20 protein-coding genes and 4 tRNA genes are annotated in these 23659 nt (G+C 72.9%); 8 read left to right on the forward strand and 16 right to left on the reverse strand.

Annotation, left to right across the window (positions count from 1 at the left end; translation table 11 throughout):
* Positions 1 to 196: 196 nt before the first annotated feature.
* Complete coding sequence (locus J2S55_RS31600) at positions 197 to 1996, forward strand: glycoside hydrolase family 43 protein (protein WP_306868396.1); 1800 nt, start codon at positions 197 to 199, stop codon at positions 1994 to 1996.
* A gap of 35 nt (positions 1997 to 2031) precedes the next feature.
* Here the strand turns inward: J2S55_RS31600 and J2S55_RS31605 are convergent, their stop codons facing one another.
* The 3 genes from J2S55_RS31605 to J2S55_RS31615 all read right to left on the reverse strand — a co-directional run bounded on the left by J2S55_RS31605 (position 2032) and on the right by J2S55_RS31615 (position 4262).
* Positions 2032 to 2655: an ester cyclase gene (locus tag J2S55_RS31605; protein WP_306868398.1), complete on the reverse strand. Its 624-nt coding sequence runs from the start codon at positions 2653 to 2655 to the stop codon at positions 2032 to 2034.
* 75 nt (positions 2656 to 2730) lie between these two features.
* The gene (locus J2S55_RS31610; protein ID WP_306868400.1) at positions 2731 to 3513 is read right to left on the reverse strand and encodes an SDR family NAD(P)-dependent oxidoreductase; all 783 of its coding nucleotides are present in this window, start codon (positions 3511 to 3513) and stop codon (positions 2731 to 2733) included.
* 23 nt (positions 3514 to 3536) lie between these two features.
* Complete coding sequence (locus J2S55_RS31615) at positions 3537 to 4262, reverse strand: SDR family oxidoreductase (protein WP_306868402.1); 726 nt, start codon at positions 4260 to 4262, stop codon at positions 3537 to 3539.
* Between the two features lie 118 nt (positions 4263 to 4380).
* Between J2S55_RS31615 and J2S55_RS31620 the strand changes: the two genes are divergently transcribed.
* Together J2S55_RS31620 and J2S55_RS31625 are read left to right on the forward strand one after the other, a co-directional pair.
* Positions 4381 to 5298: a LysR family transcriptional regulator gene (locus J2S55_RS31620; RefSeq protein WP_306868404.1), complete on the forward strand. Its 918-nt coding sequence runs from the start codon at positions 4381 to 4383 to the stop codon at positions 5296 to 5298.
* 204 nt (positions 5299 to 5502) lie between these two features.
* Positions 5503 to 6441: an MBL fold metallo-hydrolase gene (locus tag J2S55_RS31625; RefSeq protein ID WP_306868406.1), complete on the forward strand. Its 939-nt coding sequence runs from the start codon at positions 5503 to 5505 to the stop codon at positions 6439 to 6441.
* An 83-nt stretch (positions 6442 to 6524) separates the two neighbouring features.
* Here J2S55_RS31625 and J2S55_RS31630 read toward each other — a convergent pair whose 3' ends face one another.
* The gene (locus tag J2S55_RS31630) at positions 6525 to 8420 is read right to left on the reverse strand and encodes a S9 family peptidase (protein ID WP_306868408.1); all 1896 of its coding nucleotides are present in this window, start codon (positions 8418 to 8420) and stop codon (positions 6525 to 6527) included.
* A 79-nt stretch (positions 8421 to 8499) separates the two neighbouring features.
* Positions 8500 to 9234, reverse strand: a complete 735-nt coding sequence (locus tag J2S55_RS31635; protein WP_306868410.1) for an SDR family NAD(P)-dependent oxidoreductase — start codon at positions 9232 to 9234, stop codon at positions 8500 to 8502.
* Positions 9235 to 9292: 58 nt separating this feature from the next.
* Between J2S55_RS31635 and J2S55_RS31640 the strand changes: the two genes are divergently transcribed.
* On the forward strand, positions 9293 to 9865 hold the full coding sequence (locus J2S55_RS31640; protein WP_306868411.1) for a carboxymuconolactone decarboxylase family protein: 573 nt from the start codon (positions 9293 to 9295) through the stop codon (positions 9863 to 9865).
* A gap of 18 nt (positions 9866 to 9883) precedes the next feature.
* On the opposite strand, the gene J2S55_RS31645 is transcribed toward J2S55_RS31640, so the two are convergent.
* Complete coding sequence (locus J2S55_RS31645; RefSeq protein WP_306868413.1) at positions 9884 to 11011, reverse strand: zinc-binding dehydrogenase; 1128 nt, start codon at positions 11009 to 11011, stop codon at positions 9884 to 9886.
* Positions 11012 to 11215: 204 nt separating this feature from the next.
* Here J2S55_RS31645 and J2S55_RS31650 point away from each other — a divergent pair, with 204 nt between their 5' ends.
* Together J2S55_RS31650 and J2S55_RS31655 are read left to right on the forward strand one after the other, a co-directional pair.
* The gene (locus J2S55_RS31650; protein WP_306868415.1) at positions 11216 to 12652 is read left to right on the forward strand and encodes a glutamate-cysteine ligase family protein; all 1437 of its coding nucleotides are present in this window, start codon (positions 11216 to 11218) and stop codon (positions 12650 to 12652) included.
* 90 nt (positions 12653 to 12742) lie between these two features.
* Positions 12743 to 13783 (forward strand): hypothetical protein, encoded by a 1041-nt coding sequence (locus J2S55_RS31655; RefSeq protein WP_306868417.1) that lies wholly within the window; start codon positions 12743 to 12745, stop codon positions 13781 to 13783.
* Between the two features lie 6 nt (positions 13784 to 13789).
* On the opposite strand, the gene pcp is transcribed toward J2S55_RS31655, so the two are convergent.
* From pcp to J2S55_RS31705, 10 genes are all read right to left on the reverse strand, one after another.
* Entirely contained in the window at positions 13790 to 14410 is a 621-nt protein-coding gene (gene pcp / locus J2S55_RS31660) for a pyroglutamyl-peptidase I (RefSeq protein ID WP_306868419.1), read from the reverse strand.
* Positions 14407 to 14784 (reverse strand): thiol-disulfide oxidoreductase DCC family protein, encoded by a 378-nt coding sequence (locus J2S55_RS31665; RefSeq protein WP_306868421.1) that lies wholly within the window; start codon positions 14782 to 14784, stop codon positions 14407 to 14409. Before J2S55_RS31665 ends, pcp begins: the two co-directional genes overlap by 4 nt.
* A gap of 27 nt (positions 14785 to 14811) precedes the next feature.
* Positions 14812 to 16674: an endonuclease/exonuclease/phosphatase family protein gene (locus J2S55_RS31670; RefSeq protein WP_306868422.1), complete on the reverse strand. Its 1863-nt coding sequence runs from the start codon at positions 16672 to 16674 to the stop codon at positions 14812 to 14814.
* A gap of 191 nt (positions 16675 to 16865) precedes the next feature.
* Positions 16866 to 17771 carry a hypothetical protein gene (locus tag J2S55_RS31675; protein ID WP_306868424.1) on the reverse strand — a complete coding sequence of 302 codons (906 nt, stop codon included), beginning with the start codon at positions 17769 to 17771 and terminating at the stop codon, positions 16866 to 16868.
* A 10-nt stretch (positions 17772 to 17781) separates the two neighbouring features.
* Positions 17782 to 18669 (reverse strand): hypothetical protein, encoded by an 888-nt coding sequence (locus tag J2S55_RS31680; RefSeq protein ID WP_306868426.1) that lies wholly within the window; start codon positions 18667 to 18669, stop codon positions 17782 to 17784.
* A 220-nt stretch (positions 18670 to 18889) separates the two neighbouring features.
* Positions 18890 to 18964, reverse strand: a tRNA-Val gene (locus tag J2S55_RS31685).
* 13 nt (positions 18965 to 18977) lie between these two features.
* Positions 18978 to 19049 (reverse strand) — tRNA-Gly (locus J2S55_RS31690).
* Positions 19050 to 19126: 77 nt separating this feature from the next.
* Positions 19127 to 19197, reverse strand: a tRNA-Cys gene (locus tag J2S55_RS31695).
* A 25-nt stretch (positions 19198 to 19222) separates the two neighbouring features.
* Positions 19223 to 19294, reverse strand: a tRNA-Gly gene (locus J2S55_RS31700).
* A 37-nt stretch (positions 19295 to 19331) separates the two neighbouring features.
* Positions 19332 to 21380, reverse strand: a complete 2049-nt coding sequence (locus tag J2S55_RS31705) for an N-acetylmuramoyl-L-alanine amidase (RefSeq protein WP_306868428.1) — start codon at positions 21378 to 21380, stop codon at positions 19332 to 19334.
* Between the two features lie 154 nt (positions 21381 to 21534).
* On the opposite strand from J2S55_RS31705, the gene J2S55_RS31710 reads away from it, so the two are divergent.
* Both J2S55_RS31710 and glmS read left to right on the forward strand, forming a co-directional pair.
* Entirely contained in the window at positions 21535 to 21810 is a 276-nt protein-coding gene (locus J2S55_RS31710) for a hypothetical protein (protein WP_306868430.1), read from the forward strand.
* 11 nt (positions 21811 to 21821) lie between these two features.
* Positions 21822 to 23642, forward strand: a complete 1821-nt coding sequence (gene glmS, locus J2S55_RS31715) for a glutamine--fructose-6-phosphate transaminase (isomerizing) (protein WP_306868432.1) — start codon at positions 21822 to 21824, stop codon at positions 23640 to 23642.
* Positions 23643 to 23659: the final 17 nt, after the last annotated feature.

Consider the following 23659-nt stretch of genomic DNA (forward strand, 5'->3'; position numbering starts at 1 on the left):
AACGGCGGCCCTGCAAATCCCGGCCGGGCCCCCTTCGATCATCACCGAATACGTCGACGGCTGTTTACAACGTTGAATGCAACGTTGTACAAACGGCTGGTAATGGAGATCGCCCAGGCTGGATGCCGAGGTGAGCGTCGGCGAGAGGCGAACCCTAGCGAGAGGGATCCGAATGCGCGCCGGAATCGTCCAACGCATGACAGCGCTGTGCGCGGGGTTGGCCTGCCTCATCGCGGCAGCCCCGGCCGCGTCCTCCCCGCGGGAGGCCGCCTCGGCCGCTCTACGGCAGAGCGCCTCGGGCGGCGTCCCGGGAGCCGCCCCGGCGGAACGTGGCAGTGGGGGCGGGACCTACACCAATCAGGTCAGCGGCGGTTTCGCCGACACCTTCGCCGACCCCGCGATCATCCGGGGCGAGGACGGCTGGTGGTACGCCTTCGGTACCAGCGATCCCCTGCGCGAGGGGGAGAGGAGTGCTCACCACCTGCCGATCTCCCGGTCACGTGATCTGGTCTCCTGGAGCCACGTCGGCGACGCCTTCACCGCCCGGACCCTGCCCACGTGGGCCGACACGGCGGCGGGCGCGAGTCTGTGGGCGCCCGACATCCGCCGCGTGAACGGCCGCTACCGGCTGTACTACGTCGTCACCCAGACCACCGTCACTCCGGAGCGCAACGACAACGCGATCGGGATGGCCACCGCCCCCACTCCTGCGGGCCCCTGGACCGACTCGGGGGCACCCGTCGTCGGCCCGCGCAGGGGCGGGGGCCCCGACGACTTCAAATGGACCTTCGATCCCAGTCATGCCGTCGACACCGACGGGACCGAATACCTTGTCTACGGCTCCTACTACGGCGGGATCCACATCACACGGCTCGACGCCACGGGTGGCCGGGCGGTGGGCGACCCCACCATGATCGCCATCGACAACCGCTTCGAGGGCGGCTACCTCCTGCGCCGCGGCGGCTACTGGTACCTGTTCGCTTCCTCCGCTGACTGTTGCGCGGGCCCGACCACCGGCTACAGCGTCTACGCCGGCCGTTCCCGCGCCATCACAGGGCCCTATCTCGACCGCGAGGGCATGCCGCTCAACACCTCACGGGCCGGCGGCACGATCGTCATCGCGCCGAACGGCAACCGCTGGGTGGGTACCGGACACAACGCCGTGGTGACCGACCCGACCGGGCAGGACTGGCTGGCCTACCATGCCATCGACCGAGACGATCCCTATCTCGACGAGCCGTTCGGCATCAACGAGCGGCCGATGCTGATCGACCGGCTGGATTGGATCGGCGGGTGGCCGACCGTCCGGGGCGGGGCGTGGGCGTCGGAGGAGCCGCAGCGGGCGCCGGGCGTGGCCACGAGGCACAGGCCCGTGCGCGACCCGCGCCCGGGGCCGCTGGACCGTGCCCGGAGCGACGAGTTCGACGGCGGGGACCTGCGACAGGGATGGACCTGGGTCCGCGCTCCGCAAGGACGCCTCGGCGGCGGCGCGCTCCGCTGGCCGACGCAGGCCGCCGAGCTCAACCGGGAGGACAACTCCGCCTCGGTGCTCCTACGCGAGGTGCCCGAAGGCAACTGGACCGCCGAAACGAAGCTCCGCATCGACCTGGGCACGGACACGGTCCGCAACTACCAGCAGGCCGGTCTGATCGCCTACGGCGGCGACGACCTCTACGCCAAGCTCGTGCATGCCGCCATCTGGAACACCCGCCAGACCGAGTTCGGCAAGGAGATGCCCTATGCCGGTCGGATCGCCTACGGCGGCACGATCGTCGGGCCGCCCGCCGATACGACGTGGCTGCGCCTCGTCCACCGCGTCGACCCGCGCAACGGCGAGCACGAGCTGCGCGCGGCCACCAGCCGCGACGGGAAGTCGTGGATCTTCGGCGGCGTGTGGACGATGCCCGCGGAGACGGACCTGCGTGTCGGGCTCATCTCCCTGGGGGGTGCCGGAGCCACGGCAGAGTTCGACTACTTCCGCCTCTACCGGCGCTGACGGCACCCCCTCACACAAGCCCGGACCGAGGGTCATCAGCGTGCCGCGGGCGCGTCCAGCTGGGCCATCAGGGTCTGGTTGTCCTCGATGTGCCAGTCCTCGACGATGCGATCGCCGCTGACGTGCTGGATGTCGATGGCGTTGAACTCCACCTTCTGGCCCTGTCCCTCCTTGCCGTCGAAGGTGCCGGTGAAGTGACCGCGGAAGACCAGCCGTGCGGTGATCTTGTCGCCGGTCACCAGCAGGTCCGACAGCTCGCAGGTCAGGTCGGGTACGGCGGCGCGGAAGTTCTTGGAGGCGGACGCCGGTCCGGCCGGGCCCTGCGGGCGGCCCTCGGGCAGGGTGTTGTCCCGGAAGTTCGGGCTGACGGCGGCGTGCAGATACTTGGCCTGGCCGGTGTTCCAGAAGGTGTAGAGCTGCTGGGCCAGGTGCACGGCGGTACGGGCCCGGCGGGTGCCGATGGAGCGATCCACGGTGATGTGCTCGGGGCGCACGAGCCCGTGGGACCGGTCGACCAGGCTCCATGCCCACCGCTGGTCGGAATGTGCGGATTGGGGCCGCGGAGAGACGGAGACGCCGGCCTGAGCTGCCGCGGCGACTCCGATGGAGAGGCAGGCCGTGGTCGCGGCGACTGCGATGACACGCTTGAGAACGGACATGGTGAACACACCTTCGAGATGAGTGAGATGAGGTCTGAGTTCGGGATCGGCTGATCCGGTGCTGACGGGTAGGGGTCAGATCTGGCGGAGGGCTCCGCCGTCGACGGCCCACTCGGCGCCGGTGACCTGCGCCATCAGCGGTGACAGCAGGAAGACGATGACGCGGGCGACATCCTCGGGGGTGCCGAGCCGCGCGGTGGGCAGCCGCCGTACCTGGCCGACGAAATGCTCGATCGCCTGCTCGCGGTCCAGGCCGAACTGCTCGGCGAGCTGGTCGGCGAATCCGCCCGGAGCGTCCCACAGCCGGGTGCGGGTCGGCCCCGGGGAGACGACGTTGGAGCGGACCCCGTCCCGGCCGTACTCGACGGCCAGGGTCTTCGACACCGACAGCAGCGCGGCTTTGGCCGCCGCGTAGTCCACCAGCGGCACGTCCGGCAGCCGGGCCGCCTCGCTGGTCACGTGCACCAGACTGCCGCCCTGGCGCAGCAGGGCGGGCAGGACGGCCTTGGTCATCCGGACCGCGGTGTGCAGGTTGAGGTCGAAGGTGGCCTTCCACTGTTCGTCGGTCACCTGCAGGAACCCGGTACGGGCGTCAAGACCGCCGAGGTTGTTGATCAGTCCGTCGATGCGGCCGTACCGTTCCAGCACGGCATCGGCGATCCGCCGCGCGGACTCCGGTTCGGTGAGGTCGGCCGCGATCCCCACGACCGTGGGCGCGAGCCGCTCCAGCCCTCGCGGGTCACGCGCGACGCCGACGACCGTGGCCCCTTCGGCTGCCAGCAGGGCCACAGCCGCCCTGCCGATGCCCGCGGAGGCTCCTGTCACGATGACGACGGCATCGTCGAGCTGTAGATCCATGGTGGGTGCTCTCCTCGCGTGGGTCAGACGAGACGGCCGCCGCCGTCGACGTGCAGAACGGTGCCGGTGACGTACGGGCTGGTCAGCGTGTAGATGACCGCCTGCACCAGGTCGTCGACGGTTCCGACCTGGCGGGCGGGGTTGCGCTCGGCCACGCCGCGCAGGAACGCCGCCTTCTCCGACCCCATGCGGTCCCAGGATCCGGTGTCGACGATGCCGGGGGAGATCGCGTTCACCCGCACCGGCGCCAGCTCCACGGCCAGCGCCTGCACCAGGAACGACAGCGCCCCGTTGGTGGTGGCCATCACCGTCCGCTCCGGAGCGGGCCGCCAGGCGGCCACCCCCGAGAAGAAGGTGAACGAGCCCTCCTCGCGTACCCGCGGGGCCAGATGCTTGGCCAGCAGCAGCGGGCCGATCACCTTCGCGGAGAACGCCCGCTGGATGTCCTGGAGATCGAGCTCCGTCACCGGCCCGTTGGCGTGCATCGCCGCGGTGGACACCAGATGCTGGAAATTGCCGACCTCGGCGGCCAGATTCGCGATGGAGCCCTCGTCCGTCAGATCGACCGGCGTCACCTGTGCCGGGCCCGCCAGCTCACCGGCGGTCCATTCGAGCTTGCGCGGGTCCGGCCCGGCCAGCACCAGGTCGGCACCCGCGGCTGAAGCCGCCCGGGCGAGGGCGCGGCCGGTATGGGAGCCTGCCCCGACGATCACCAGCCGCTGCCCGGCAAGAACATCTGTGACAGCCATGATGGTTCTCCTTGGTTCTTCAAAGGGATATGTCGCTCGAACGGCGACACATCGACTCTGCTCGACCCGCGTCGATAAGTCCAAGGCTTACTTTTCATTACTGCGATAACATTTGTTCATGGCAACGCTGCGGCAGCTCGAGTACCTGATCACGGTGGTCGACGCCGGCTCCTTCACCCATGCGGCTGAGCTGCTCCACGTCACCCAGCCCGCGCTGTCGCACCAGATCCGCGCGCTCGAGAAGTCCGTCGGAGGGACGTTGCTCGAGCGCCTCCCTCGCTCGGTCCGGCCGACTCCGATGGGTCGGGCGATGTTGCCGTACGCCCGCGCCGCCCTCGCCGACGCCGACCGCGCCCGCACCGCCGCCCGCCAGGCCGGCGGCTTGGAGGCAGCCGAACTGCACGTCGCGACGCTCTATTCGATCACCCTTGGCGTCCTGCCCGCCGTGCTGCGCGCCTGGCGCCGGCAGTATCCGAGCAACCAGGTACGCCTGTTCGAGCACCGGCACGCCGACGAACTCGCCGCCGCGATGGCCGCCGGGCAGGCCGACCTGGCCATCGGGCCGCCGCCTGCGCACTGGGACGGACCGATCCGGGAGATCGGCATCGAGGAGTTCGTCGTCGTGGTCGCCGCCGACGATCCGCTCGCCGCCACCGGTCAGGCCCATCTCGACCTGGTGGCGCTGGCCGACTGCGCCTGGGTGCACTACGCACCCGGCAACGGCCTGGCGGAAGTTCTCGACCAGGCGTGCGCGGCGGCGGGATTCCAGCCGCGCGCCGCGATCCGTACCGAACAGAGCGCGGCCGCGCCCCTGCTCGCCGCGGCCGGTCTCGGGCCCGCCCTGGTCCCCGCCAACAGCGTTCCCGCCGGATTCGACGGTCGTCTCCTCCGCCCGCGGCCCGCCATCCGCCGGCCCCTGGCCGCCTACACCCGGACCCGCCCCGACGCCCTCACCACCGCCTTCACCCGGACCGTCACCGAGCACGCCTGCGTCTTCCCCGAGCACGTCCAGGCTCTCCTCGAAGCCGACGTATGAAGATCGTCAACGTGACCGGTCGAGCGGATGCCGAAGGATCGTCGCGACACCTTCGGCGGGTGCCGTGTCCGAGATCATCAGGGCCGTCACGCCGGGGGGCGGGTCACGGGTGCCTTCGCGCACGCCGGAGTCGGAGTGCCCCGTTCCGTCGTGGAATCGGCCGATCACTGTGATGACTCATGTCCGGGAACCGACAATCATGCTATGAGCTCATCTCGGCATGACCACGCCCTGCCCCCCTCCCGCGTCCAGGAGGTCGCCGACGGCGTCTACGCCTACATCCAGCCCGATGGGAGCTGGTGGATCAACAACACCGGCTTCCTGGTGGGGCGGCGCGGAGTGATCAGCGTGGACTCCTGCTCCACCGAGCGGCGCACCCTGGCCTACCGCGAGGCCATCAGATCGGTCACCGACCGGCCGGTCACGACATTGATCAACACCCATCACCACGGTGACCACACCTTCGGCAACTACGCCTTCCCCGAGGCGACGATCGTCGGGCACGAGCGGACCCGGGAGATGATCCTGGCCGAGGGGATCCCGGAGTACCGCACCCTGGCCTGGACCCCGGTCGACTGGGGCGACCTGGAGGCCTGCCCGCCGTTCCTCACCTACACCGACGGGGTGACCGTCCACTCCGACGAGCTGCGCTGCGAGGTCCGCCACGTCGGCGGCCCGGCGCACACGACCAACGACTCGATCGTGTGGATCCCCGAGCGGTCGCTGCTGTTCGCCGGCGACCTGGTGTTCAACGGCGGCACGCCGTTCGTGATGATGGGCTCGGTCCAGGGGTCGATCGCGGTCCTCGACCGGCTCAGGGAGCTGAACGCCGAGACGATCGTGCCCGGCCACGGCGGGGTGTGCGGGCCCGAGGTCATCGACCGCGTGCAGGGATACCTGCGGTTCGTGATGGCCACCGCCGAGCTCGGCCGGGCGGCCGGCCTGTCGCCGCTGCAGGCGGCGCGCGAGGCCGACCTCGGCGAGTACGCCGGGCTGCTCGACCCCGAGCGCATCGTCGGCAACCTGCACCGGGCCTACGCCGAGCTGGACGGCCTGCCCCCGGGGGAGCCGATCGACCTCGGCGCCGCGCTGCTGGAGATGGTCGAGTTCAACGGGGGCAGGCCGCTGACCTGCCTGGCCTGACGGCGGTCGCCCCGACGGCGCGGGCGGTGCCGGCCTGGCCGCCTCCGGGCCGGGCGGCCCGCCCGGGCCGCCCGGCGCCGGGCTCAGGACAGGTGGCGCGCCCACCATTCGAGGACGGCCTCGAAACGCTGGCGGCGGTGCCGGGGACGGCCGCTCCGGCTGAGCTCGTGGCCCTCGCCGGGGAACAGCAGGAACTCGGCCGGCACGCCGTTGCGGCGCAGCGCGACGAACATGCGCTGGGCCTGCTCGACCGGGCAGCGCCAGTCCTCCTCGGAGTGGACCACCGCGAACGGCAGGTTGATCCGGTCGGCGTGGTGGAGCGGGCTCATCGCGCGCTGGACCTCGGGGTCGGGGCCGCAGTACGCCTCGGCGAAGAACCAGCCGATGTCGGAGGAGCCGGTGAAGGAGTCCCAGGCGTTGACCGCCCGCTCGCTCCAGGCCGCCCTGAACCGCGCTCCGTGGTGGGCGGCCAGCCAGCTCGTCATGAACCCGCCGTAGGAGCCGCCCATCACGCCGACCCGCTCGCCGTCGCACTCGGGCCGGGCCAGCGCCGCGTCCAGCAGGGCCAGCACGTCGTCGGCGTCCACGGTGCCGAAGGCGCCGATCACCGACTGGCCGTGGGCCTGGCCGTACCCCGCCGAGCCGCGCGGGTTGGGCAGGACCACCGCGTATCCGGCGGCGGCGTAGACCTGGGTCTCGTCCAGGAAGCCCCAGCCGTGCTGGTGGAACGGGCCGCCGTGCACGTTCAGCAGGACCGGGTGCGGCCCCTCGCCCTCCGGCAGGGCCAGCCAGCCGTGGACCGGGTAGCCGTCGGCGGAGACGGCGGTGATCTCCTGGAGCGGGCGGATCCCGGCCAGCGACCCGCAGAAGTCCGTGAGCGTCCCGTCCGGGGTGACCACCTCGCCGGGGCTCTCCGGGGTGGACACCACCGCGATGACCTGCCCGCCGTAGGAGGTGAACGCCTTGACGGCCGCCCGCTCGCCCAGGACGAGGGGGAGCTTCTCCAGCGGGCCGTCCTGGACGCCGGAGGGGACCAGCCGGAGTTCGACCGCGCCGCGCACCCGCACCGTGACCAGGACGCCGTCCTCGACCGCGACGGGGGTCATCGGCTCGATGTCGACCGACTCCTCCTCGGTCAGCCGCACCCCGGCCGCCGGCTCGCCGCCGATCACCAGGGGGGCGCGGTAGAGGCCGGTGTTGCGGGCCACCGCGTGGATGCCGGAGAAGGCGCTGCCGAGGTAGAGCACCTCCCCGCCGGGCAGCGCCACGGGGTGGCCGGCCGATCCGGCGCTGCGCACCACCAGGACCGGCGTCCCGCCGGCGGCCGGCACCGCGTACAGGTCGGTGTGCAGGGACTCGCCGTCCAGGTCGCGGTCGGCCGAGACCAGCACGTGCTCGCCGTCGAGGGTCCAGCTCGGGGAGTTGACGTCGTAGGGCCCGTCGGTGAGCTGCACCGGCTGCGGGATGTCGGCCAGGGCGTTGACCACGAACAGGGCCGGCCGGCGGTCCAGGGTGAAGCCGACGCCGTCGTGCCGGTAGCGGAACCCGGTGATGCGGCGCGGCGCCTCGGCCGCGGCGCTGACGTCCTCCTCGGTGCCGTAGCGGCCGTTCTCGGGGACCCGGGCGACGAAGGCGATCCGGCGGGAGTCGGGGGCCCAGACCGGCGCGCCCGCGCCGAGCGGCAGGTCGGTGACCGGGCGCGCCTCGCCGCCGCCGGTGGGCATCACGTGGAGCTGCGGCCTGCCGCCGCCGCTCGCGCGCAGGAAGGCCACCCAGGCTCCGTCGGGGGAGATCCGGGGGGCGCTGTCGTGGTCGCCGAAGGTGAACTGGACGGGCGGGCCGTCCTGGGGGAGCCGCCACAGGCCCCCGCGGTAGGCGTCGGCCTCCAGGTCGGGGCGGGCCACGTCGACGAGGATGAGATCCTCGTGAAGGGTGACGCTGCCGGGGACGTGCAGCAGGGCGAGATCTTCTGGACGCATGCCCAGGGACGTTATCACCGTATTAATCGTCTTTTATGGGACGCAAGCATGGTTTGTCCACACAGAAGACGCCGCGGGCCTACAGGAGGGTGAGCCCGCCGTCCACGGCGAGGACCTGGCCGGTGACATAGCTCGCCTCGTCCGACAGCAGGAAGGCCGTCACCTTCGCCACCTCCCAGGCGGTGCCCTGGCGGCCCATCGGGATCATCACCTGGCCGCGGTGCTCCCAGAGCTTGGCCGCGTCCCGGCCGAGCGGGGTGTCGATCAGGCCGGGGGCGACCAGGTTCGCCCGGACCCCGCGGCCGGCGCCCTCCAGCGCGACGTGCCTGGCCAGGCCCACCAGCCCTGCCTTGGAGGCGTCGTAGGCGGGGATCAGGCTGCCCGGCCGCAGCCCGGCCACCGAGCCGATGAACACGATCGAGGAGCCGGGGCCGAGCAGCGGCAGCGCGCCCCTGCAGACCAGGAAGTGGCCGCGCAGGTTGACCGCGAACACCCGGTCCCAGTCGGCGGCGGCGGTCCCCGCCAGGGCCAGCCCGGAGCCGATCGCGGCGTTGAGCACGACGCCGTCCACCGCGCCCGCCCGGCCGGCCAGCGCCTCGCAGGCGTCCCCGTCGGCGAGGTCCACGGCGACCACCTCGGCCCGCCCGCCCTCGCGGCCGATCCACCCGGCCGTCTCGGCGGCCGCGTCCTCGTCCACGTCCGCGCAGACCACCGCGGCGCCCTGCCGGGCGGCCTCGACCGCGATCGCCCGCCCGTTCCCGACCGGCGCCTCCGGGTCGGAGGACGGCCGGGTGCCCGCCCCTACGACGAGCACACGTCTACCTACCAAGCGACCGTTCACAGGCGTGATCGTAGTAAGTAACCTCTGATCTGTGAATCCCCGAGTCGAGCCCCTGCCCCCCGAGCAGTGGGACGGGTTCCTCACCCGCGTGGTCGAGGGCACCGGTCCCTACAACGTCTTCACCACACTGGCCCGTCACCCCGCGCTGTTCCAGGCGTGGATCGGGTTCGGCGCGGCGCTGCTGTACGGCACGCTGCCCGCCCGCGACCGGGAGCTGGCCGTCCTGCGCACCGCGCACCTGCGCGGGAGCGCCTACGAGTGGGCCCACCACGTACGGCTGGCCAGGGAGGCGGGGCTCTCCGAGGCCGAGATAGAGGCCGTCCGAGGCCACGGGCACGAGTGGGGAGCCGATGACCGGCTGGTGCTGGACGTGGCCGAGGAGATGCACCGGTCCGGAGACCTCACCGACCGGACGTGGCAGGCCCTGTGCGCCCGCTACGACGAGCCCGGCCGGATCGAACTGGTCATGCTCGTCGCCCACTACGACATGCTCGCCGTGGTCCTGAACACCCTGCGGGTCCCCCTGGAGGAGCCCCCGCGGGACGCCGCCGCGACGTCCGCCGGCCACGCGCCCCCACGGGTCCCCCCGGCCGCCGGGGGGTGAGGCCGGGAGGGCGCGCTCTCACCTCGACGGCACGATCATCGTGACACCGGGGGCGGAGCCGAGCGCGGCGAGCGCGGGACCCGCCTCGTCGAGGCCGATGGTGCGGGTGACCAGCAGGTCGGGGCGGAGCAGCCCGCCGGCGACCATCTCCAGCATCGCCGGGTAGGCGTGGGCGGCCATGCCGTGGCTGCCGAGGAGTTCGAGCTCGTGGCCGATCACCCGGTTCATCGGGAGCGAGGTGAGGCCGGGGAGCAGGCCGACCTGGACGTGGCGGCCCCGGCGGCGCAGGCTCTCGATCGACGACACGCACGTCCGCGGGCTGCCGAGCGCGTCGACCGAGACGTGGGCCCCGCCGCCGGTCAGGTCCCGGACGCGCGCGGCGACGTCGGCCCCGGCGCCGGCCTCCTCGGCGTCCCGGGCGGGCGGAGCGGGCGCGGCGCCGCCGGCCCGTCCGGCCGGGGCGTCCGGCGGGACGGCGGGGGCGCCGGGCGAGGCCGCGGTGACGCAGGCCGTGGCGCCGAACCGCCGGGCCAGCTCCAGGGCCTGGGGGGAGACGTCCACGGCGACCACCCGGGCGCCCGCGGCGGCGGCGATCATCACGGCGGACAGGCCGACGCCGCCGCAGCCGTGCACCGCCACCCACTCGCCGGGCCGTACGCGGCCGACCGTCACCACGGCGCGGAAGGCGGTGGCGAAGCGGCAGCCCAGGCTCGCGGCGGTGGTGAAGGCCATCTCCTCCGGCAGCCCCACCAGGTTCACGTCGGCGTTCTCGATCGCCACGTATTCGGCGAAGGAGCCCCAGTGGGTGAACCCCGGCTGGGTCTGGCGCTCGCAGACCTGCTGGTCGCCGGCCGCGCACGCCGCGCAGCGCCCGCAGGCGCAGACGAACGGGACCGTCACCCGGTCGCCGGGCCGCCAGGCGCCGACCCCCGCCCCCACGGCCTCCACGACCCCGGCCAGCTCGTGCCCGGGCACGTGCGGCAGGACCCGGATGTCCGGATCGTGGCCCTGCCAGCCGTGCCAGTCGCTCCGGCACAGCCCGGTCGCCTCCACCCGGACCACCGCCCCGCCGGGCGGCGGCCCGGGGGCGGGCACCTCCCGGACCCGCAGATCGGCTCCGAAGGCGTCGAAGACCACCGCTCGCACTCGCACACTCCTCTGACCGGCACGGTCCGCCTGTCTCGGCGACCTCCGCAGCATCTCAGCATCCGCGGGGCGTCATGGGAAGGAGCGTCATGGGAAGGGGCGCCGGATACGCCGTCCGGGCCGTCACTTGACGCACGGGCTGATTAGAACCCTCGGCTGGGGACAGAGGGAGGGGGCAGGCAGGCCAATGGATCGGATGGTGAGATGGGTCAGCAACTCGACAAGGACCGATTCTCCGAGGCGGACTTCGCCCGCTTCGGGGAACGGCTGGCGGAGCAGCTCGGCGCGTTCCGCGAGCTGCTGGCCAGACCGGGCTTCGGTGCCGGGCCCGCGACTGTCGGGGCCGAGCTGGAGATGTTCCTCATCACCCCTGAGGGCCGGCCGCTGCCGCGCAATCACGAGGTGCGCGCCGCCGCCGACGACGGCCGGATCGTGCCGGAGCTCGGCCGGTTCAACCTGGAGGTCAACCTGACCCCGCTGCCGATCGCCGGGCGGCCCTTCAGCGCCCTGGTCCGGGAGCTGCGCGAGACGATGGCCCTGGTGGACGCGGCGGCGGCGACGCAGGGCGGCCGGGCCCTGGCGATCGGCATCCTGCCCTCGCTGAGCGAGTTCGACTTCACCCACGAGGCGCTCAGCGACGAGGGCCGCTACCGGGCGCTGGCCCGGGGCATGCGGCGGCTGCGCACCGAACCGTTCCGGGTCCGGATCGAAGGGGTCGAGGAGCTGGAGCTGGAGGTCGAGGGGGTGATCCTGGAGAGCGCCAACACCTCCTGGCAGGTCCACCTCCGCACGGCCCCCGCCGAGTTCGCCCGCGTCTACAACGCCGCCCAGCTCGCCACCGGCCCGGTCCTCGCGGTCAGCGGCAACTCGCCGGGCTTCCTGGGCCGGCGGCTGTGGGAGGAGACCAGGATCGCGCTGTTCGAGGAGTCGGCCGACGACCGCGACGTGGAACGGCCCGAACGCAGGGACCGGCGGGTGGCCCTCGGCTCCGGATGGGTGCGCAGCGCCGAGGAGATGTTCGAGACGTGTGTCCGCGACTACGAGCCGGTGCTGCCGATGACCTCCCCGCCGGGCCCGCGGGCGGAGGGGGAGGCGCCGGAGCTGGCCGAGCTCCGGCTGCACCAGGGCACGGTCTGGCAGTGGAACCGGCCGATCTACGACCCGGCGGACGGCGGCCACCTGCGGGTGGAGATGCGCGCCCTGCCGGCCGGGCCGACCCCCGCCGACATGGCGGCCAACGCCGCCTTCCTGCTGGGGCTCACCTCGGCCATGTCGGCCGGACCGGTGGAGGAGTTCCCCTTCGCCGCGGCCTACCGCAACTTCTACCGGGCCGCGATCCACGGCCTGGACGCGCCGATGGCCTGGCCGGGGCTGGGAGAGGAGATCCCGGCCGCGCGGCTGGCCCTGGAGCTGCTGCCCGTCGCCAGGGCCGGGCTCGAACGGATGGGCGTCGACCCGGCCGAGGCGGACTGGACGCTGGACATCATCCGGGAGCGGGTCAGGCTCCGCCGTACCGGCGCGATCTGGCAGCGCGAGGTCCTGGGCGGCCTCGGCGGCGACCCGGCGGCCCGGGCCCGCATGGTGACCCGCTACCGGGAGCTGTCGCTCACCGGGGAGCCGGTGCACACCTGGCCCATATGATCAGAAAAGGGATCCGAATCCCGGCATACTCATGAACTCCACATCTTGATCCGCCCGCCCGGGCGTGACCGGAGAAGGAGAACCCCCCCCATGAGCGGGATGACGGCCGTAGCGGCGGAGCCCTTCCAGTTGAGGCGGGACGGCGGCGACTACGGGGCCGGGGTCCGGGCCCTGGAGAAACACCTCAAGCGCGTGCCCCTCGACACCGTGCTGGCCAAGGCCAACCGCGTCGCGGTCCGGAAGGGCTCCACCGGCGCCGGGGCCTTCGGGACGATGAGGCCCCGGCCGGTGGACTGGTACTGCTTCGAGGCGTCCGACAACGCCGTCCGCGAGTGGTACCCCCAGGGGCTGACCTGTGCCTCCGACGCCGGGATCGGCGCGGGCGTGTACGTGGTGAGCTGGTACTACAAGCCCGAGACGGGGGCCGAGCGGGGAGTGCGCCTGTCCTTCCTCGACACCGCGACGCTCCGCTACCGGCACGTCCTGCTGGTGCGGGCCCGCGCCGACGGCGACATCGCCCCGATCAACATCCACGCCGGCGGCATCGCGTGGTACGGCGGCCTGCTCTACGTCGCCGACACCACCCGCGGCATGCGGGTCTTCGACACCCGGCACATCTTCGAGGTGGACGGGGACGACAAGACCACGATCGGCCGGAAGGGCGGGGTGCACAACGCCTTCGGCTACCGCTACGTGATGCCGCAGACCGGCGCCTGGACCTCGGCCGGAGGAGCCCTGTTCTCCTTCGCCGCGATCGACCGCACGACCCCGACCGACACCCTGATCTCCGGCGAGTACGTCGACGCCCCCGGCGCGACCGGCCGGGTGGCCCGCTGGCCGCTGGAGTCCGACGGCTCGCTGCGCGCCGACGGCGGCGTCGCCTCCGCCCTGGACGCCTACCGCCTGCCCGCGGCCAAGATCCAGGGCGCGCTCTCCCACGAGGGCACCTGGTATCTCAGCCAGGCGGCGGGCGCCTCCAAGAACGGCACCCTGATCGTGGTCGGCGACACGCTCGCCAAGCGCCCCTATCCGGTGGGCCCCGAGGACCTCACCTGCGTCCGCGACAGCAGGACGCTGTGGAGCGTCACCGAGTTCGCGGGCCGCCGCGTGATCTACGGCGTGCCGCTGTAGGGCGCCTCAGTGCAGCGACCCGCCGACCAGGCGGAGATCGTCGCCCACCGAGACGGCGGCGGTCACGATCGCCGTCAGCGCCTCGGCGACCACGGCCACCGGCATGGACGGCCCGGCCTGGCCGAGCACCTGCCCCGGGGCGTACGGCACGTGCACGAAGCCGCCGCGGACCTTGGGCCGCTCGGTGGCGATCAGGTGCATGAGGCCGTAGAAGACGTGGTTGCACACGAACGTCCCGGCGCTCTGCGACACGCTCGCCGGGACCCCGGCCGCCCGGGCCGCCGCCACACAGGCCTTCACCGGCAGCGTGGCGAAGTAGGCGGCGGGGCCGCCGCGCACCACCGGCTCGTCGATCGGCTGCCGCCCGGCGTTGTCCGGGATGCGGGCGTCGTCGAGGTTGACGGCCACCCGCTCGACGGTGACGTCGGGCCGCCCCCCGGCCTGCCCCACGCAGACGACCACCGTGGGGTCGTGCTCCAGCACCGCCGCGCGCAGGTGCTCCAGCGCCTGGCCGAACACGCACGGCAGCTGTACGGCCCGCACCCCGGGCACCAGCGCGACGGCCTCCCACGAGGGGTTGACCGCGGCGCCGTCGAACGGCTCGAAGCCGGTGAGCAGGACCGTCATCGCCGGCCCGCCGGGAGGGCGCAGGCCGGGGTGCCGCCGGGCAGGCGGTGGCGGTTGGCCGAGACGAGCCGGTAGACCCCCTGGGCCGCCCAGCGCAACGGCGGCATCCGCAGGAGGAGCCCCGGCAGGCTCCACGGCGGGCCGGCGGCGATCAGGAGCCTGGCGACCGCCTGCGCGCCGCCGTACACCCGGCCGCGCTCGACCCAGAGGACCTCGCGGTCGGCCCGCTCCCGCGTGGTGCCGAGCGCGGCCAGGTCGGCGCGCTGCCAGGGCGTGGCACGGGCCCGCAGCCCGATCCGGCGCTCGGCGAAGCGGACGCTCGCCGTGCAGAACCCGCAGTCGCCGTCGTAGAGCAGCACCGGTTGTTCCCTCATGGGACAGACCTTACCCAGCCGCTCCGATCACGACCGCGGGACCAGGGTGACGGCGACGGGACGGTGGTCGGAGTGGTGGACGTCCGGATTGGCCTGATCCTTGCCGTCGAAGCCCGGGGTGACCAGCACGTGGTCGATCTGCTCGGCCGGGACGCCCACCCCGGGGACGGTCGACAACGGCCTGGCCGGGGCGATGGGGTCGGTCAGGCCGGAGCTCATGAGCACCCGCCAGGCGGGGCCGGCGGGTTCGAGGTTGAGATCGCCGGCCACGACCACGGGGCGGCCTCCCCGCGCGGCGTCCTCGACGATCCGCCCGAGCTGTGCCACCTGGTCGAGCTCGCGCCAGCCGGGCGGCGGCTGCAGATGGGTGGCGATCACGGTGATGTCCCGGTTCCGCCACCTCAACCCGACCTCCAGTGCCTGCGCCCCGGTCGGGCCGCCCTGGACGAGCACGTGGTTGCGGACCGAGGTGACCGGCAGATCGGTCAGGAGCGCGTCGCCCCACACCTCGTCGGCCGCCGGAGCCCACAGATAGCGCATGCCGAGCCGCTCGGCGATCAACCGGACGTCGTCGTGGCCGCCGTTGAGCAGCCAGCCCCGGTCGGCCTCGCCGAGCACGACCACGTGCGGTCGCAGCGCCCTGAGGGTGTCGGCCTGCTGCTCCAGCGACAGCCTGCCGGGCAGGCCGTACCCCATCCGGATGTTGTAGGCCGCCACCCGCAGCCCGTCGCCGGGCGGCTCCCATCTCGGCACGGTCCCCTGCCAGAGGGGGACGGCCGCCACCAGCGCGGCCGCGGCGGCGACGGCGGCCGGCAGCCGCCGGCCGTAGGAGCCCCGGGGCAGGCCGGTGCTGCCGGCCGTGCCCAGCGCGACCAGGAGTGCCGCGCAGCCGGGCACCCACCGGTTGGGCAGGTAGAGGTCGTAGGCGGCGTAGTAGCCGAAGACGAGCACGACGAACAGCAGCATGCCCCCGGCCGCGGCCAGGCCGCGCCGGAGCGGGCGGTCGGGGCCGGAGGTCGCCGCCGCGTGCGCCAGGCAGGCCCCCAGCGCGACCTGGCCGATGATCTGGGCGGCGATCGTCCAGCCGGGGGCCACGCCGTGGACGCCGTCCACCGTGGCCCTGCCGGCCGCGAACGCCACGGCGGAGGCGGCCAGGGCGACGGCGGGCACCAGCGGGCGCCGGAGCAGCGGCTGCGCGGCGGGTGCCACCGACACCACCGCGAACCCCGCCACGACCGCGGCCACGCCCGCGGCGGCGAGCGGCGTGGAGGAGCCGGCCGCGGCCTGGGCGTGCGCGGTGTTGCCCGTGTACAGGCCCCACAGCAGCAGCGCGGGGCCGATCGTCAGCCAGGCGCGCGGAGCGCCCGAGTGCTCCTCCTCGGCGGGCCGGGGCCGCAGCAGGAAGATCCCGAACAGTGCGAGCTCGGCCGCCAGCGGCAGCCAGGGGAGCGGGCCGGGCCGCCACATCAGGTCGATGCCGTCCAGCGCCGCGTGGGTCACCGTGGCGGCCGCCAGCCCGGTGATCACCCCGGCCATCGCGGGCCGGGCGTCCTGGGCGGCCGCCGCGGTGGCCACCAGCCAGACCAGCCCGGCCAGCAGGCCCGCGCTCGCCAGGTAGAGCTGCGCGTCGCCGCCGGAGGTCGGCTGCAGCGCCAGCCGGGCCAGGAGCAGCAGGAGGCCGGCCCCGGTGGCCAGCAGCCGCGGCCGGACGGACCGGGCCAGCGGGACCGCGAGGAAGGCCGCCAGGAACCAGGAGACGGCGTACAGGCCCATCATCTCCGCGGGCGTGCTGCCCGCCCGGCCGAACAGCGTGATCAGCGACGGCAGGAAGACGCGGAGCACGTCGGCCAGCACCAGCACACCGAGAGCGACGTCCAGGCGGATCCGCATGCCACCTCCAAGGAATGTGAGCCATCCTCGCTTCCTTGGGGGGCTGTGGCAAGGCCCGGAAACCCCCGCGGCGGCGGCCAGGGGTCCCGGCCCGGACGGCGGGACGCGCCCGGCGGCACTCGGCGGCCGCGGAGCGCCCCGGCGGGGACGGACCCCCGGCGGACGCGCGGCTCACCTCCGGATGATCGCCGTCATCCGTCCAGATGCCGGAAGGCCTCGTGGGCGGAGCGGACGCTGTCGCGCAGCGCCCGCTCCAGTTGGTCGGCGTCCTCGGCCAGGCGGCCGATCTCCGGCACGGACCCCGCGTCGGCGCCGCTCTCGGCCAGGAGCTCCTCGTAGCGGGGGAGCCGGGCCCGCAGCAGCTCGATCTGGTCGTGGGCGCGCAGTGCGCGGTCGGCCTCGGAGACGTGTCGCGCGTAGCGCTCCAGGGCCTCCACCCGGGCGACGACGGCGGCCTCGCTGGCGGCCAGCGCCCGCTCCAGCGGCGCCATCGCGGCCGCCACCTCCGGCGTGCTCCCGCCGTGGGCCAGGTCGTGGTGCTCGGTCCGCAGCGCCGACAGCTTGGCCAGCAGCCGGGCGATCTCCCACTCCTGCGCCGGCAGCATCACCGAGTTGCGCACGTCGTCGAGCATGCCCATGGCGTTGACCCGGGAGCCGAGGATGTGGCCGACCGCCTGACGGGTCCGGTCGAGGAGCGGGCCGGCGCCGTGGTCGAAGTCCTCGGGCAGGAGATAGCGGCCCTCGTGCCACCGGGCCTGCTGGTAGAGCTCGTCGCCGGCCTCTTCCTGGCCCTCCGGCTCCAGCGGCTCGCGCAGGACCAGCTGGCCGATGAGGACCACCACGACGATCAGCGCGAACACGTAGAAGAGCTTCCCTCCGGCGTCCCTGAGGAGCACGCCCACCAGGGAGAGCGCCGAGATCGCGCCGCCTATCCGCAGTGCGCGGACCAGCGGGCGCGAGCCGCCCGGCCGGGGCTCGGGCCGCCAACCGGCGCGGATCCGCGACAGCGCCCGCCAGTGCCGGTGGAACAGGTCGGCGACGTCAGCGGGCACCTCCGGATCGACGATCACCCGCCACGGGCGCCCGTCGTCTCCCATGTTCTCCAGTTCATAGCTGTTCAGGTCGCCCGTCCAGGTAGCGGAAGGCCTCGTGGGCGGAGCGGACGCTGTCGCGCAGCGCCCGCCGGAGCTGGGCGGCGTCCTCGCTCAGGTTTCCGATCTCCGGCGCGGAGAACCTCGCCGCGCCCGTCTCGGCGACGAGCTGCTCGTATTCGGGCAGATGGGCGAGGAGGGCGTCGATCTGGCCCTGGGACCGCAGCGCGCGGTCGGCCTCGGAGACGTGTCGCGCGTAGCGCTCCAGGGCCTCCACCCGGGCGACGACGGCGGCCTCGCTGGCGGCCAGCGCCCGCTCCAGCGGCGCCATCGCGGCCACCACCTCCGGCGTGCTCCCGCCGCGGGCCAGGCCGCGGTGCTTGGCCCGCAGCGCCGACAGTTTGGTCAGCAGCCGGGCGATCTCCCACTCCTCGGCCGGCAGCATCACCGAGTTGCGCACGCTGTCGAGCATGCCCATGGCGTTGACCCGGGAGCCGAGGATGTGGTCGATGGCCCGCTGGACCCGGCCCAGCAGCTCTCTGGCGGGATAGTCGAAGTCCTCCAGGACCAGGTAGCCGCCCTTGTACCACTGCGCGTGCCGGTGCAGGACGCGCTCGACGGCGTCGTGCGGGGCGGGCTTCCTGGCGACGTAGACGCAGGTGAGGACCACGAGATAGATGCTGGCCAGGATCAGCAGGAACGCGATCGGCAGGCCGGCGATCGTGGCGATCGCCGCCATGCCCCCCGTCACGGCGAGGGGCGCCACGACGGCCGAGGGGAGCCGGGAGGCGTTCTCCGGCGCCGGGCTCCACCCGGCCCGGAAACGGGAGAGCAGTGGTCCGTTCCGCCGGAGGAGGTCGGCGACGTCCGCGGGCACCTCCGGATCGACCACCACGCGCTGCACAGGCTGGCCCCCTTCACCACACGGTCAAACGAACATAGCGATTAACCGGTTTCACGTCATGCGTCCCTCTATGTTGCCTCTTTACGGCGATGTGTCGTGTGCCGAAAGAATGATCGTGATGATCCGTGGTGTGCGGGCCGCCCCGGACCGGGCCGGTCCGCCCGCCGGAGAGGACGCCGGAACAGAAAGGTCCCCAGGCCGGAGACCTGGGGACCTTTGATGGTGGACGATACAGGGATTGAACCTGTGACCTCTTCCGTGTCAGGGAAGCGCTCTCCCGCTGAGCTAATCGTCCTCGGGCGAACCAGAGCGGAAGACGGGATTCGAACCCGCGACCCTCACCTTGGCAAGGTGATGCTCTACCACTGAGCCACTTCCGCGTGTCTGCGTCGGGTCTCCCCTCGGCGGCACGTGCGCTACTTTACCGGATCCTTGAGACTCCGATGTCCGTGCACTGAGGTGGAGACGGGATTTGAACCCGTGTACACGGCTTTGCAGGCCGTTGCCTCGCCTCTCGGCCACTCCACCAGTCAGATCCCGGAGGACCTGCCGGAGCGGAAGACGGGATTCGAACCCGCGACCCTCACCTTGGCAAGGTGATGCTCTACCACTGAGCCACTTCCGCGTGATCCCCGGAAACGTCTCCGGGGCACGAGAAAACTCTAGCGCCTCCGGGACGCGGATGTGCGCAACCGAGCTCCCTGCCGGAGGTCTTCCTTGGTGATCACCTGCACGTCGGCGGCCCGCACGAACATGATCCGGTGGCCGAACTGGATCTGGCGGTAGCGGGCCTCACCCCTGACGATCCGGTGCGCGGCCGGGTCGAAGGTGCCCGCCCGCAGGTAGGCGGCGCGGGTCGTCATGCCCAGGCTGTAGAGCTGTCCGGCCGGGAAGGAGTACTGCAGCGGGACCAGTTCCTGCCGCGGGACGCCCCTGGGATAGGCCGACGCCTCGGGGTAGGCCCTGCCGTACACCTTGACGGGGGCGTGACCGGGCCTGGGCGTCACCAGCGGGCCGGAGGCGGGGACGGACGTGCGGGCGTCCGCGGGGTCGTGGAACCACGCCTTCTGCCCGAGATACCAGATCGCCGTCCAGTCGCCCCTGCGCTCGGCGAGCGCGTAGCGCTGACCGGTGGAGGCACGGGCGGCGTGGTCGTAGACGCTGTAGGTGGAGGCGCCCGCCGGATGTTTGCCGATGTCCTTGACCAGCGGGGCCTCCTCGGAGGGGTGGCTGTGCAGCCAGACCGAGGAGGCGCCCCGCGGGGGACACTCGCCGGACTTGCCGCAGCCGGTGAAACGCGGCTGGTTGAGGGCGTAGTCCGGCTTGATCAGCACCGAGCGCGCGGCGGGGTCGGCGGAGCCGGTCAGCGGGCTGCCGAGCAGTTCGAAGTAGTGGCCCCAGTCCCAGTAGGGGCCGGGGTCCTGGTGCATGCCGCGCACGGTCGCCGGGGTGGTGCCCGGCACGTTGTCGTGGCCGATGATGTGCGCGCGGTCCAGGGGCACGCCGTATTCGCGCGCGAGGTGGGCGACCAGCTTGGCCGAGGCGAGATACATCGCCTCGGTGTACCAGGCGCCTTTGGCCAGGTAGCCCTCGTGCTCCAGGCCGATGGAGCGGGTGTTGACGTACCAGTTCCCCGCGTGCCAGCCGATGTCGGAGGCCCGCAGGTGCTGGGCGATGTGGCCGTCGCTGGAGCGCAGGGTGAAGTGCCAGCTCAGGTAGGTGGGGTCCTTGGTCAGCCGGGTTATGGCGTCGTAGCTGGTCTCCCCGTCGTGGATGACGATGTAGTCGATCCGGCGGGGGCCGTCGTAGCGGTCGTGGTTGCCGTAGCCGCCTTTCCTGAGCCGCTGGTAGGCGGCCGGCATCCATTCGCAGGAGACGGTGGGCGGGCAGTCGGGCGCGGGCGCCGGCGCGCGGCGCAGCCCGGCCGGGCCGGATGGCGGCCACGGGGACAGGCCCGGGACGGCGGGCAGGACCATCCGCTCGCCGTCGTCGGTCACGCGGGCCGCGCCGGCGCGGATCGTCGCGTAGACCTCGTCGGCGAAGAAGCGCCCCGCCCCGGCGTCCGCGGTCCCCGGGTAGCGGGCCACCGCGCCGTACCAGTCCGCCGGGTCGGTGCCCGCCGGTCCGCCGGCCCGCCGCTGGAGGTCGGCCAGCAGGGCAGCGCCGCCCTGGATGTTGGCCGTCGGATCCCGGCGCAGCCGGGCGGGGGCGATCCCGGTCAGCTCCGCCGCCCGGCGCAGGGTGTCCGGGGGCGGGACCGCGGCGGTGGCCGGGAGGGTCACGGGCGGGTGGGGGCGGCCCCCGTCGCCGCGCGGGTCCTGCCCGCGGTGGCCGCGGCGTCCCGGATCGGCCCGGACGTCGACCAGGTGCATGGGACCGTAGCCGGCCGAGACACTGGGCAGCCCGTCGTTGGCGTCCCAGCGGGACTCCAGGTAGGAGACCGCGAGCAGCACGCTCTCCGGCACCCCGTAGGTCCGGGCCGCCCGGGCGAAGGCCGCCTGCCTGCCCTCCGACGCCCGCCCGGCCGGGACCGGCCCCCCGGCGGCGGGCGCCGGCGTCACGGCGGCTGGAGCCGGTACGGCGGGCGGAACCGGCACGAGGGGCGGGGTCTGTACGGCGGGCGGAGCCGGTACGGCGGGCGGCGGCGTCACGGCGGCTGGGGCCAGCGCGGTGAGGGTGGCGACGACGGTGATCCCCGGCAGACGGCGCATAGTGATTCCTCCCGACCGCATGACTACGAAGAGTTATTCGAGGTTACCGACTGTCTCGTGATCGGGGTGGCTTTAGATCGTCCGGGACGATCCTTGCCCGAAATCGGGCAGAAAACTTGGTGAAGGACGTCGATGCTGCGTATGGTCCTGCTCTGTGTCCACGGCATGGCATCCGCATGAGGATCTGATTACCCACCTGACCCGGACGAGCGCGCTCGGTCCCGGGGAGGCGGCGCGGGTGGTGGCGGACGTGCTGGCCTACTTCTCCGAGCCCGTCGAGGACTTCGTCCGGCGGCGCCACGGCGAGCTCAAGGCCAAAGGGCTGGTCAACGACGAGATCTTCCCCCGGATCGCCGCCGAGATCACCTCCCGCCGTGTCGCGGCACCTGAACTCTCCCTGCGCCAGTTGCGCCGGATCGTCTACGGGTAAGGATCGGTCAAATGTGCGGAATCGTGGCTTATGTGGGACCAAAGGACGCGGCGCCGATCCTGCTGGAGGGCCTGCAGCGCCTTGAGTACCGGGGCTACGACTCGGCCGGCGTGGTGGTCTCCAACAAGGGCCTGAAGATGCGCAAGGTCAAGGGCCGGGTGGCCGACCTGGCGGCGGCCGTGCCGGCGCGGTTCAAGGGCACCCTGGGCATCGGGCACACCCGCTGGGCCACCCACGGCGCGCCCAGCGACGTCAACGCCCACCCCCACCTGTCCACCGACGAGCGCATCGCGGTAGTGCACAACGGCATCATCGAGAACGCCGACGAGCTGCGCGCCAAGCTGGAGGCCGACGGTGTGGTCTTCCTGTCCGAGACCGACACCGAGGTGCTGGCGCACCTGATCGCCCGGACCGTCGGGGAGACCGACTCGCTGGAGGAGGCGGTCCGGCTGGCGCTCAAGCGGATCGTCGGCACCTACGGCATCGCGGTGATCGACGCCCAGCGGCCCGGCGAGGTGGTGGTGGCCCGCAACGGCAGCCCGATCGTGCTGGGCATCGGCGAGAAGGAGATGTTCGCCGCCTCCGACGTGGCCGCGCTGGTCCGCTACACCCGCCAGGTGGTCCACCTGGAGGACGGGGAGCTGGCGGTGCTGAAGGCCGACGGCTTCCACACCTTCGCCAGCGACGCGCGCGAGACGGCCAAGGAGCCGCTGACCGTCGACTGGGAGGCCGGGCACTACGACACCGGCGGCTACGAGCACTACCTGCTCAAGGAGATCTCCGAGCAGCCCGACACCGTGGCCCGGACGCTGCGCGGACGGCTGGACGACCGCTTCCACATCGCCCACCTGGGCGGCCTCAACATGGACGCGCGCGAGACCCGGTCGTTCCGCCGGGTGAAGATCATCGGCTGTGGCTCTGCCTACTACTCGGGCCAGATCGGCGCCCAGCTCATCGAGGAGCTGGCCCGGATCCCGGCCGACGCCGAGCCGGCCAGCGAGTTCCGCTACCGCAGCCCGGTCGTGGAGCCCGACACCCTGTACGTGGCGATCAGCCAGTCGGGGGAGACCTACGACACCCTCGCCGCCGTCCAGGAGCTCAAGCGCAAGGGCGGCCGGGTGCTCGGCATCGTCAACACCGTCGGCAGCGCCATCGCCCGCGAGTGCGACGGCGGCGTCTACCTGCACGCCGGTCCCGAGGTCTCGGTGGCCAGCACCAAGGCGTTCACCTCGACCGCGGTGGCCTTCGCGCTGCTGGCGCTCCACCTGGGCCGGGTGCGCGACCTGTCCCCGGCCGACGGCCGCCGCATCTGCGAGGGCCTGCGCCGGCTGCCCGGCCAGATCAAGGAGATCCTCGCGCTGGAGCCGCAGATCAAGGAGCTGGCGCGCAAGTACGCCGACTCGCCGAGCATGATGTTCGTCGGCCGGGTCCGGGGCTACCCGGTGGCCCGCGAGGGCGCGCAGAAGCTCAAGGAGATCTCCTACGTGCACGCCGAGGCCTACCCGGCCAGCGAGCTCAAGCACGGGCCGCTGGCCCTGATCGGCCCGGAGATGCCGACCGTGGCGATCGTCCCCGACGACGAGCTGCTGGACAAGAACCTCACCACGCTCGGCGAGATCCGCGCGCGCGGCGGTCGGGTGCTCATGGTCGGTCACCGTACGGCCGACCCCAAGCTGGCCGACGACTGCGTCGTGGTGCCCAGGAACGAGACGGAGCTGGACCCGATCCTGCTGTCGATCCCGCTCCAGCTCCTGGCCTACCACGCGGCCGTGGCGCTGGAGCGGGATGTGGACAAGCCTCGCAACCTGGCCAAGAGCGTCACGGTGGAGTAGAGCCCCCTTGAGCTGCC

Source organism: Streptosporangium brasiliense (assembly GCF_030811595.1).
GTDB classification, from domain to species: domain Bacteria; phylum Actinomycetota; class Actinomycetes; order Streptosporangiales; family Streptosporangiaceae; genus Streptosporangium; species Streptosporangium brasiliense.

Bases quoted from the DNA above. Each gene is read 5' to 3' on its own strand.
- J2S55_RS31670 (WP_306868422.1), bottom strand. From the start codon at position 16,674: ATGCGGATCCGCCTGGACGTCGCTCTCGGTGTGCTGGTGCTGGCCGAC.
- J2S55_RS31605 (WP_306868398.1), bottom strand. From the start codon at position 2,655: ATGTCCGTTCTCAAGCGTGTCATCGCAGTCGCCGCGACCACGGCCTGC.
- J2S55_RS31610 (WP_306868400.1), bottom strand. From the start codon at position 3,513: ATGGATCTACAGCTCGACGATGCCGTCGTCATCGTGACAGGAGCCTCC.
- J2S55_RS31630 (WP_306868408.1), bottom strand. From the start codon at position 8,420: ATGCGTCCAGAAGATCTCGCCCTGCTGCACGTCCCCGGCAGCGTCACC.
- J2S55_RS31655 (WP_306868417.1), top strand. From the start codon at position 12,743: ATGAGCGGGATGACGGCCGTAGCGGCGGAGCCCTTCCAGTTGAGGCGG.
- pcp (WP_306868419.1), bottom strand. From the start codon at position 14,410: ATGACGGTCCTGCTCACCGGCTTCGAGCCGTTCGACGGCGCCGCGGTC.
- J2S55_RS31705 (WP_306868428.1), bottom strand. From the start codon at position 21,380: ATGCGCCGTCTGCCGGGGATCACCGTCGTCGCCACCCTCACCGCGCTG.
- J2S55_RS31615 (WP_306868402.1), bottom strand. From the start codon at position 4,262: ATGGCTGTCACAGATGTTCTTGCCGGGCAGCGGCTGGTGATCGTCGGG.
- J2S55_RS31665 (WP_306868421.1), bottom strand. From the start codon at position 14,784: ATGAGGGAACAACCGGTGCTGCTCTACGACGGCGACTGCGGGTTCTGC.
- J2S55_RS31625 (WP_306868406.1), top strand. From the start codon at position 5,503: ATGAGCTCATCTCGGCATGACCACGCCCTGCCCCCCTCCCGCGTCCAG.
- J2S55_RS31675 (WP_306868424.1), bottom strand. From the start codon at position 17,771: ATGGGAGACGACGGGCGCCCGTGGCGGGTGATCGTCGATCCGGAGGTG.
- J2S55_RS31600 (WP_306868396.1), top strand. From the start codon at position 197: ATGACAGCGCTGTGCGCGGGGTTGGCCTGCCTCATCGCGGCAGCCCCG.
- glmS (WP_306868432.1), top strand. From the start codon at position 21,822: ATGTGCGGAATCGTGGCTTATGTGGGACCAAAGGACGCGGCGCCGATC.
- J2S55_RS31650 (WP_306868415.1), top strand. From the start codon at position 11,216: ATGGGTCAGCAACTCGACAAGGACCGATTCTCCGAGGCGGACTTCGCC.
- J2S55_RS31620 (WP_306868404.1), top strand. From the start codon at position 4,381: ATGGCAACGCTGCGGCAGCTCGAGTACCTGATCACGGTGGTCGACGCC.